The sequence below is a fragment of the Arthrobacter sp. S2(2024) genome, assembly GCF_036662515.1.
Taxonomy (GTDB): Bacteria; Actinomycetota; Actinomycetes; order Actinomycetales; family Micrococcaceae; genus Arthrobacter.
Window position 1 is genome coordinate 1 of sequence record NZ_JAYKZI010000027.1, and the last position, 10,111, is coordinate 10,111.

The 10,111-nt window shown below is 63.6% G+C and carries 4 protein-coding genes and 1 rRNA gene; 1 reads left to right on the forward strand and 4 read right to left on the reverse strand.

The features are described 5' to 3' along the window. The 4 genes from VLA65_RS21795 to VLA65_RS21810 form a co-directional block, all read right to left on the reverse strand. Nucleotides 1-72: ribosomal RNA gene (locus tag VLA65_RS21795) — 16S ribosomal RNA — on the reverse strand; the annotation flags it as partial. A gap of 512 nt (nt 73-584) precedes the next feature. Then, nucleotides 585-4,271: a 1,4-alpha-glucan branching enzyme gene (locus tag VLA65_RS21800; protein WP_332603731.1), complete on the reverse strand. Its 3,687-nt coding sequence runs from the start codon at nt 4,269-4,271 to the stop codon at nt 585-587. Between the two features lies 1 nt (nt 4,272). Further along, nucleotides 4,273-6,069 (reverse strand): maltose alpha-D-glucosyltransferase, encoded by a 1,797-nt coding sequence (treS, locus tag VLA65_RS21805; RefSeq protein WP_332603732.1) that lies wholly within the window; start codon nt 6,067-6,069, stop codon nt 4,273-4,275. Nucleotides 6,070-6,074: 5 nt separating this feature from the next. Further along, nucleotides 6,075-8,153 carry an alpha-1,4-glucan--maltose-1-phosphate maltosyltransferase gene (locus VLA65_RS21810; protein WP_332603733.1) on the reverse strand — a complete coding sequence of 693 codons (2,079 nt, stop codon included), beginning with the start codon at nt 8,151-8,153 and terminating at the stop codon, nt 6,075-6,077. A 131-nt stretch (nt 8,154-8,284) separates the two neighbouring features. Between VLA65_RS21810 and glgP the strand changes: the two genes are divergently transcribed. Continuing rightward, a partial coding sequence (gene glgP, locus VLA65_RS21815) for an alpha-glucan family phosphorylase (RefSeq protein ID WP_332603734.1) occupies nt 8,285-10,111 on the forward strand: 1,827 nt, incomplete at its 3' end.

The window sequence follows — 10,111 nt, forward strand, 5'->3', positions numbered from 1 at the left end:
TCATCGTTCGACTTGCATGTGTTAAGCACGCCGCCAGCGTTCATCCTGAGCCAGGATCAAACTCTCCGTTGAAGTAAAACAAAAACAGACACAACCACAACCACCGGAAATAACGGCAGAAACAGCTGCACAAAATTTGAAACCAGCTGAAAACCAGACCCCACCCACAGGGGCGGACAAGGCCCGGCAAAATCAACCAATTCATAAAAACAAATCGGTATCAACAAACTTGGCACACTATTGAGTTCTCAAACAACAGACACACCCGGCACCACCCACACCCACCAAAGGGCCCAGACTCGCTCCGGAGCAACTTTCCAAACTTACCGGCTGCTTGCCTCCTAGTCAAATCAGCGTTCTTGACTTGATCTTCACGAGGAACTCAGTCAACTTCACCGATCTCCACTGGGGAGCAGCGCGGGTACTAACTATACCACCACTTCACCGGGGAGGCAAAATCCCCTCCGGGCGGCTTCCTACGCTCCAGCAGGCGCCCCTGAGATCCCACGCAAAGGGCCCGGAAACTCAAAGTTTTCCGGACCCTTCACCCTCAGGCAAGCTTCACCCTCACGCAAACAGGACAACTACCCCACAGGCGCGAACCAAGAGGCTCCGAGCGGCGGCAAGGTGACAGTCAGTGCCGCAGGCAGCCCTTCCGCCCCGGGTGCGGTGGCAAGAAGTTCACCGCTGTTGATCACACCCGAGCCTCCGTAGACCTCGGCGTCAGTGTTGAGTACTTCCTGCCATGCGCCGGCGGCCGGAACGCCGAGCACATAGTCCTGGTGCGGGCCTCCCGAGAAATTCACGGCGCACACCAAGGGGTTGCCGTCGTGGTCCCACCTGATAAAGGTCAGTACGTTGCGATCCGCGTCCGCGCCGTTGATCCACTGGAAACCGCCGGGCTCGTTGTCCCGGACGTGAAGGGCCGGCGTCGAGCTGTACAGCGTGTTCAACTCCCGCGTGAGCAATTGCAGTCCTCGGTGCGCCGGGATGTCGGCAAGGAACCAGTCGAGCCCGTGCTGTTCGGACCACTCGGCCTCTTGGCCGAATTCGGTGCCCATGAAGATGAGCTGCTTGCCCGGGTGGGCCCACTGGTACGCCATGAACGCCCTCAGGTTGGCGAGCTGCTGCCAACGGTCGCCGGGCATCTTGCGCAGCATGGATCCTTTGCCGTGCACTACCTCGTCGTGGCTAATGGGCAGCAGGAAGTTCTCCGTGAAGGCATAGACCATGGAGAACGTCACTGTGCCGTGGTGCCAACGGCGGTTCACCGGGTTTTCGGAGATGTACTTGAGGGAATCGTGCATCCAGCCCATGTTCCATTTGAGGCCGAATCCGAGGCCACCGTGGTTGGTCGGCGCGGTGACACCGGGGAATGCGGTGGATTCCTCGGCAATGGTCACTGCGCCGGGGTGGGTCTTGTAGATCGTGGCGTTGACCTCTTGGAGGAACGAAATCGCTTCCAGGTTCTCGCGTCCACCGTGGACGTTGGGGAACCACTCCCCTTCCTCTCGCGAGTAGTCCCTGTAGAGCATGGAGGCCACGGCGTCCACGCGGAGTCCGTCGATATGGAATTCCTCGAGCCAGTAGAGCGCGTTCGCGACCAGGAAGTTGCGAACTTCGGTGCGGCCGAAGTCGAAGATGAGCGTGCCCCAGTCCGGGTGCTCACCGAGCCGGGGATCGGAGTGCTCGTACAGTGGTTCGCCGTCGAAACGGGCGAGGGCCCAGGCATCCTTCGGGAAGTGCGCGGGGACCCAGTCCAAGATGACGCCGATGCCCGCCTGGTGCAGCGAATCGACAAGGAACCTGAATTCATCCGGATGCCCGAAGCGGGAGGTCGGAGCAAAGTAGGACGTGACTTGGTAGCCCCATGAACCGCCAAAGGGGTGCTCGGCCACCGGCATGAACTCGACGTGGGTGAACCCGAGCCACTTCACGTACTCAACGAGGTCCTTGGCCAACTCCTTGTACCCGAGGCCAAGGCGCCAGGAACCAAGGTGGACCTCGTACACGCTCATGGGCGAGTTGTGCGGATCCTTGTTGGCGCGCGCGGTCATCCAGGCGTCGTCCTTGAAGCGGTAGCCGGACTCCACTACGCGTGACGCGGTCAAGGGCGGAACTTCGGTGCCGAAGGCGAGCGGGTCGGCTTTCTCCACCCAGTGTCCGGCCTTGGTGAGCAACTCGAATTTGTAGCACGCCCCTGCTACAACGCCCGGGATGAAGACCTCCCAGACGCCTGAAGACCCGAGTGAGCGCAAGGCGTGCTCACGCCCATCCCAGGAGTTGAAGTCACCCTTGACGCGGACTGCCTGTGCGTTGGGGGCCCAGACGGCGAAGGAGACGCCGTCCACATCGCCGAGCGGGGAACGGTAGTGCTGGACGTGGGAGCCCAGCGTGTCCCAAAGCCGTTCGTGCCGGCCTTCTCCGATGAGGTGCAGGTCCACTTCCCCGACGGTTGGAAGGTAGTGGTAGGGATCGTTGATCGTCACGGGCGCGGAATCGCCGTACACGACGTCCAGTCGGTAGTCCGGTACGTGGCCTTGCTGCAGCGGTTCGAGGACAGCCACCCAGATGCCGTCGGTCTCGTGGGTCATCGGGGTGGAACCGGCTTCGGTGACCACAGATACCTCCGCAGCGAGGTGCTTGACCGTACGGATGGTGACGTGACCGTGGTCGTCAAGGTGGGCGCCCAGCACCGAGTGCGGGGCGTGGTGCGCACCAGCGGCCACCCGGCCCAGGGTAGCGGCGTCCACATACAGCGGGACTCGGGGCCGTTCGGTACGTGCTGAGCCTGTCATTTCCTTACCTTCCGATGTCGCCGCGGCATCCGTGCCGGGGCTCGTGTTTCCGAGGAGCTGCCGCGAAGCATTGACCGGAATGGGCAACCAGTCCGGCCTGTTCCGCAGCTCATAGATCACCTCGTACAAGGCCTTGTCCAGCCACAATGCCACAAACAGCGGCGAGCGGCGGTCAATCGTTCCAGGGGTGATGTCGCTGTAGCCAGCCAGGAAGGCCTCGGCGCAGTCGTCAACCCACGTGGCGGGAACCCGGGCGCCCGGGTTCTCGCGGATGGCCGCACCGGCCGCGTAGTCGAAGGACCGCAGCATCCCGACGACGTCCCGCAGGGGAACGTCGGGAATGTTACGGTGTTCAATCGGCCTCAGTGGTTCGCCCTCAAAGTCCAGGATCGCCCACCGCGCAGGTTCGCCCGCGGCGCCAGGCACCAAAAGGATCTGGCCCAAGTGAAGGTCTCCGTGGATGCGCTGCAGGGTTCCGGCTTCCTTGCCCGCCAATTGCGCCAGGAGTGCCTCGAGCTGCTGCTCATGGGGCCCGACGGCGGTGCCCGCCTCAGCCCACGACTGGCGGACGCGCCGGGCTACTTCGGGCGCGATGTCCTGGCCCGGAACGCGTTCCGTGGCGGTTCCGAGGGTTTCCGCGAGGCGCAAGTGCACGGTGGCAGTCGCTTGGCCCAGTTGCCGGGCTTCGGCGGCGAAGTCTTTGCCTGATGCCGCGGCGTCGACGGCGAGGCGCCAAGCGTCCTGCCCGCCGGCAAGGAACTCGTGGGCAACGGCGAAATCCGCCGAGGCTGTTCCGTGGCGACCCTGGGGCGTCCACACCTCCCAGGTTCCCGTGATCCACCCTAGGGTGGACGGCACTTCCTTGGTTCCCGCCGAGGTCAGGGCCGCACCGACCTCCACCTCGGGGTTTTTGCCGACCGACAGGACCCGGAAGATCTTCACGATCGCCGCGGACACGCCATCGTCGACGATCACCGAAGTATTGGACTGCTCGCCGGAAGACACCCGAACGGATCCTGAGGCGGTGGGCAGCCGCAGGCCGCCCGGCACCGTATGTCCGCTCGCGGTGCACTCCCCCACTCCGGGATCGGCGGTGGCCTGGCCCCGGATCAGATCCAGCCATGCCGTCACGAATTCAGGATCGTGCGGGGCGTCGTATACCCAGAGAGGCGGATCCTGCTCGCTTGTTCCACCGATCTGGCCCACCGAGGCAGTTGCCAAGGCGGCGGAGGGCGCGGAGCGAAAGCTGAGCGGCACTTGGACGATGTCTGTCTGCCTCCCGCCATCGGCCGTGGCGTAGGCGACGGAGATCAGCTGGACCTCCAAGCCGGTCCCGGAGGTGGGCGCAGGAAGACCGAACGAGCCGACGAAATCCAGTTCGAACAACCCTGCCTTGACGGGAAACCAGCGCTGCCGGGGCAGCCATTCCTTGAGCAGGGGGGCCAGGACCGTGGTGGGCGCCATGTGACTCATGTCAGCCTTCGATGGAAAGCACTGGGATGGCCTGGGTGTAGGGCGAGGAGCCTGTGGAACCTGCCGAACGTATCCGGAGCCAGAAGAAGTCGTGGCTACCGAGCGTGAGGGTGAGGGAGCCGTCGGCGCCGATCCCCGGGAACGGCTGGCCGCCGAACACGTCCCTCAGGCCCCTTCCGGCGTATTCAGGGATATCCAGGGTTGTGGCAACCGGATGTTGGGACAGGTTGAAAACGCAGAGGATGGATTCGGCATCCTCGCCTTCCGGATTGTCCTCCCGGAGATCACGCATGTAGGCGAGAACCACCTCGTGGTCCGCCGGAACGTGTTTGAAGTCGCCTAGCCCGAAGGCCGGGTGGTTCCTCCGCACGCTCAGGATCTGGCGTGTCCAGCGCAGGAGCGAGCCGGAATGGGCTGCTTCGGCCTCGACGTTCGCCATGCTGTAGTTGTAGACCAGCGACTGGATGACGGGGAGGTAGAGCTTTCCGGGATCTGCGTTGGAGAAACCCGCGTTGCGGTCGGGGTTCCATTGCATCGGCGTGCGGACCGCGTCGCGATCGTCAAGCCAGATGTTGTCTCCCATCCCGATTTCATCCCCGTAGTACAAGAAGGGGCTGCCGGGCAGGGAAAGCAGCAACGCATTGATCAGCTCGATCTCGGAACGGGAATTGTCCAGCAGCGAGGCGAGCCTGCGCCGAATACCGATGTTGGCCCGCATGCGCGGGTCCGGGGCGTACCAGCCCAGCATGGCGGCACGCTCGTCGGCGGTGACCATCTCCAGGGTGAGTTCGTCGTGGTTGCGCAGGAACGTACCCCATTGCGCGCCGGCAGGGATTCCCGGGGTATCCCGGAGCGTCTCGATGATGGGTGCGGCCTTCTGGTCGCGGAGTGCGTAGTACAAGCGCGGCATGATGGGAAAGTGGAAGGCCATGTGGCATTCCGGTTCTTCCTCCGTGCCGAAGTACTCCACGACGTCGTGCGGCGGCTGGTTCGCTTCGGCGATGATCACTCGGCCCGGGTAGTTCTCGTCCACCATCTTGCGCAGATCCCGCAGGAAGCCGTGGGTGGCCGGCAGGTTCTCGCAATTGGTGCCCTCTTCTTCGAAGAGGTACGGGATGGCATCTGCCCGGAATCCGTCAATGCCTTGGTCCAGCCAGAACTTGACGATGTCGTGGACGGCCTCGATGACCTTGGGGTTTTCGAAGTTCAGGTCGGGCTGGTGGCTGAAGAACCGGTGCCAGAAGAACTGCCGGCGGATAGGATCGAACGTCCAGTTCGACTCTTCCGTATCCACGAAGATGATGCGCGCGTCCTGGTACTTCTCGTCGGTGTCACTCCACACGTAGAAGTCGCCGAACGGGCCGTCCGGGTTCTTGCGTGATTCCTGGAACCAAGGGTGTTGGTCCGAGGTGTGGTTCAGCGGGAGGTCGATGATGACCCTGACGCCCCTCGCATGCGCTTCGGCCACGAGCCGCTTGAAGTCGCTGATGGTGCCGAACTCGTCCAAAACGGACGTGTAATCGGAAATGTCGTAACCGCCGTCGCGCAAAGGCGAATCGAAAAACGGCGGCAGCCACAAACAATCCACTCCGAGCCACTGCAGGTAATCCAACTTGTCGATCAGTCCGTGGAAGTCACCAGAACCGTCGCCGTTCGCATCCGCGAAGGCCCGCACCAGCACTTCGTAGAAGACCGCCTTCCGATACCAATGAGGGTCGTGTTGAAGACCCGGGGCGTTCAGCTCGAAAGTGTTCTTCGGCGTGAAGTACTGACTCTGACCCTGCGGATTGAAGCTCACTAAGGCTACCTCCGGATATTGAGAATGTGTGCCGGTTCTACATGGGCGTCCAGCCGGACGTAGTTGTACTCGCCCCACTCCCAGCTTTCGCCGCTGACCAAATCATCCACCCAGAATCGTCCGTTGGCGGTGAAGTCGGATGGATCCAGCGAAAGAGCGGACAGATCCAGCGTCACGGTGCTTTCCCTGGTGCCGTGGGGATCGACGTTTACCACGATGATCAGGGTGTCCTTGCTGCCGTCGGGCAAGGTCTTGTGCTTGGAGAACACGATGGTGGCGTCATCCGTGCTGTGATGCAACGTCAGGTTCTGCAGATCACCCAAGGCCGGGTGGGCCTTCCGGATGGCGTTAAGCCGTGTGATGTACGGGGCGAGGCTGTGCCCGGAAGCCGCCGCTGCATCCCAGTTGCGGTCCTTGAACTCATATTTCTCGTTGTCGATGTACTCTTCGGCGCCGGGACGCGCCACATGCTCGTACAGCTCGAATCCGGCGTAGACGCCCCAGAGCGGGCTGGCCGTGGCTGCCAGTGCGGCGCGGATGCGGAACGCGGCCGGGCCGCCGTATTGGAGGTATTCGGTGAGGATATCCGGGGTGTTGACGAAGAAATTCGGCCGGAAGTACGCCGGAGATTCGTGGCTGACCTCCTGGAAATACGATTCCAGTTCGGTCTTGGTGTTCCGCCACGTGAAGTACGTGTACGACTGCTGGAAACCTGCCCGGCCAAGGGCATGCATCATCGCGGGGCGGGTGAACGCCTCGGCGAGGAAGACGACGTCGGGGTGCTTTTTGTTGACCTTGGCGATCAGCCATTCCCAGAACCACACAGGCTTGGTGTGGGGATTGTCCACGCGGAAAATCTTCACGCCGTGGCTTACCCACAGGAAGACGATCCGCAGGATTTCCTTCGATAGACCGGCGGGATCGTTGTCGAAGTTCAGCGGATAGATGTCCTGGTACTTCTTCGGCGGGTTTTCGGCATAGGCGATGCTGCCGTCAACCCGGGTGGTGAACCATTCCGGATTGGTCTTCACCCAGGGGTGGTCCGGGGCGGCCTGCAAGGCCAAATCCAGCGCGACCTCGAGGCCCTGCTCATTGGCGCGGGCCACGAAAGCGTCGAAATCCTCGAAGGATCCCAATTCAGGATGGATGGCATCGTGGCCGCCGGCTTCCGAGCCGATGGCCCACGGCGAGCCGGGATCCTGGGGACCCGGAGTCAAGGTGTTGTTGCGCCCCTTGCGGTGCTGGAAGCCAATCGGGTGGATGGGCGGCAGGTAGATGACGTCGAAGCCCATGTCCGCGACGGCGTCGAGCCTCTTGGCCGCCGTCGTGAAGTTGCCTGAAGTCCATGTTCCCGTGGTGGGATCGAAAACGGCACCTTCGGAGCGGGGGAAGAATTCGTACCAGGCCCCGCGGCCGGCGAGGTCCCGCTCCACGAGGAGTGGGTATTGTTCCGAGACGGTCACCAGTTCACGGATCGGCTGGCGTTCGACGACGGCCGCGACCTCTGGGCTGAAGCCGGCGGCAAGGCGCTCCTCGGCAGTCCTAGAAGTGTCGGCGAGGCCTTCGGAGGCAGTGCGAAGGATGCGTTTGTCTGCGGCATTTCGCGTGCTTTCGGCAGCGGCTTCCGCGAGCAGGGCGACGCCCTCAGCGAGCATCAGCTCCACGTCGATGCCGGCCTCGACCTTCACTTCGGCGTTGTGGTGCCACGTGCCGTAGCGGTCGTGCCAGGCCTCGATTGCGAAGGTCCAGGCTCCAGGCGCCGTTGGGGTCAGCAGGCCCTCCCAACGGTCCGTTCCCTTGCCACGCTCACCCGGGGCAGGGGCAAGCCGGACACGTTGGCGTTCTTTGCCTTTGGGGTCCAGCAGGACGGCGCTCACCCCCAGCTGGTCGTGGCCCTCGCGGAAGACCGTGGCGCCAACCACCAAATCTTCACCCGGCAAGGCCTTGGCCGGGAACCGGCCTTCCTCGATGACGGGCTGCACGGCCGTGATCGGGAATCTGCCGAACTTAAGACCCTCGGTGATACCGGCCTTCTGCTTGGACTTGGATGCTGAGCTGGATCGCGGTGCTGCAGTAGTGGTCACAACCTCGACGTTAGCGAGAAAAATCACATTTTGCGAAGAGGTACCCCAGACTCTTCCGCGCAATGTGTCATTTACCTAAAAGAAACCGAAAGCTGTTCCTGCCGTCCACCGAGTGGATTAGTGTGGCGCTCGTGAAGGCAATCCGAAGGTTTACAGTCCGTACACTGCTCCCCGAACCGATCCGGCCGTTGGCTCGTCTCGCGACAAATCTGCGCTGGTCGTGGCACCGGGCTACGCGCGAGCTCTTTGCAAGCCTTGACCAGGAATTGTGGGAGGAGAGCCATCACGATCCAATAAGCCTCCTGGGGTCAATCAGCCGCGATCAGCTGGATCAACTTGCTTCCAACAATGAACTTGTAGAGCGTGTTCAGCATGCTGCCGCGGATCTGGACCGGTACCTGAGTGAGCCGCGCTGGTACCAGGGCCTGGGTCCGGATGCTCCGGCGTGCATCGCGTATTTCTCGCCCGAGTTCGGCATCACGGAGGTTCTTCCGCAGTATTCCGGCGGGCTCGGGATCCTGGCCGGAGACCACCTGAAGGCCGCCTCGGACCTGGGCGTGCCGTTGATCGGCGTCGGGCTGCTGTACCAGGCGGGCTACTTCAAGCAGTCCCTGTCCCGGGACGCCTGGCAGCAGGAGACCTACCCGGTCCTTGACCCCGACGGCCTGCCCCTGACGCTGTTGCGCGAACCGTCCGACGACGGCACAGGCAAGCCTGTGACGATCTCGCTGCCGCTGCCCAACGGACGCAAGCTCAACGCGCACATCTGGCGGGCCGACGTCGGGCGCGTGCCGCTGCTGCTGCTCGATTCGAACGTTCCGGCCAATGACGACGCCGCGCGCGGGATCACGGACCGCCTCTACGGCGGCGGCGGTGACCACCGCCTGCAGCAGGAACTGCTGCTGGGCATGTGCGGGGTGAAGGCGCGGCGCTTCTACCAGCGCCTCACCGGCACCCCGGCCCCGGAAGTGTTCCACACCAACGAAGGCCACGCCGGGTTCCTGGGCATCGAACGCATCCAGGAACTCATGTCCACCGAGGCCCCGCTGAGCTGGTCCGAAGCCCTGGCCGCCGGACGCGCGTCCACGGTGTTCACCACCCACACCCCGGTGCCGGCCGGCATCGACCGTTTCGAGGCCGTGCAGATCAGGCACTTCTTCGACGCCGGACTGGCCCCGGACGTGCCCGTGGAGAAGGTCCTGGACCTGGGCCGGGAAAACTACGACGGCGGCAACCCCGCGGTCTTCAACATGGCCGTGATGGGCCTGCGCCTGGCGCAGCGTGCCAACGGCGTGGCCAAACTCCACGGCGTGGTCTCCCGCGAGATGTTCTCCGGGCTCTGGCCAGGCTTCGACCACTCCGAAATCCCCATCACCTCCGTCACCAACGGCGTCCACGTCCCCACCTGGGTGGACCCGCGCATCTCCGCCCTGGCCCGCCAGCAATTTGGAACCGAGGCTGAGGCCTTGGGCCGTTGGGATCTCGCCTACAACGTCAGCGACGAGGACGTGTGGGCGCTCCGGCGGCAACTCCGGGTATCCCTCGTGGAGGATGTCCGGCGTCGGCTCCGGGCGGCGTGGAAGAAGCGCGGGGCGGCCGATGCGGAGCTGGGTTGGACGGACACCGTGCTGGACCCGGACGTGCTCACGATCGGTTTCGCCCGGCGCGTGCCCACCTACAAGCGCCTGACCCTGATGCTCCGGGACCCGGCCCGGCTCAAGGCCCTGCTGCTGCACCCGAAGCACCCCGTCCAGCTGGTCATCGCCGGCAAGTCCCACCCGGCCGACGACGCCGGGAAGAAGATGATCCAGGACCTGGTGAAGTTCACCGACGACCCCGCGGTGCGGCACCGGATCGTGTTCCTGCCCAATTACGACATCGCGATGGCCCGCACCCTGTTCCCGGGCTGCGACGTGTGGCTGAACAACCCGCTCCGGCCCCTGGAGGCCTGCGGGACC

What these genes read in the sequence shown, in the direction of transcription:
- VLA65_RS21800 (WP_332603731.1), bottom strand. Translation starts at nt 4,271, where the DNA reads ATGAGTCACATGGCGCCCACCACGGTCCTGGCCCCCCTGCTCAAGGAA.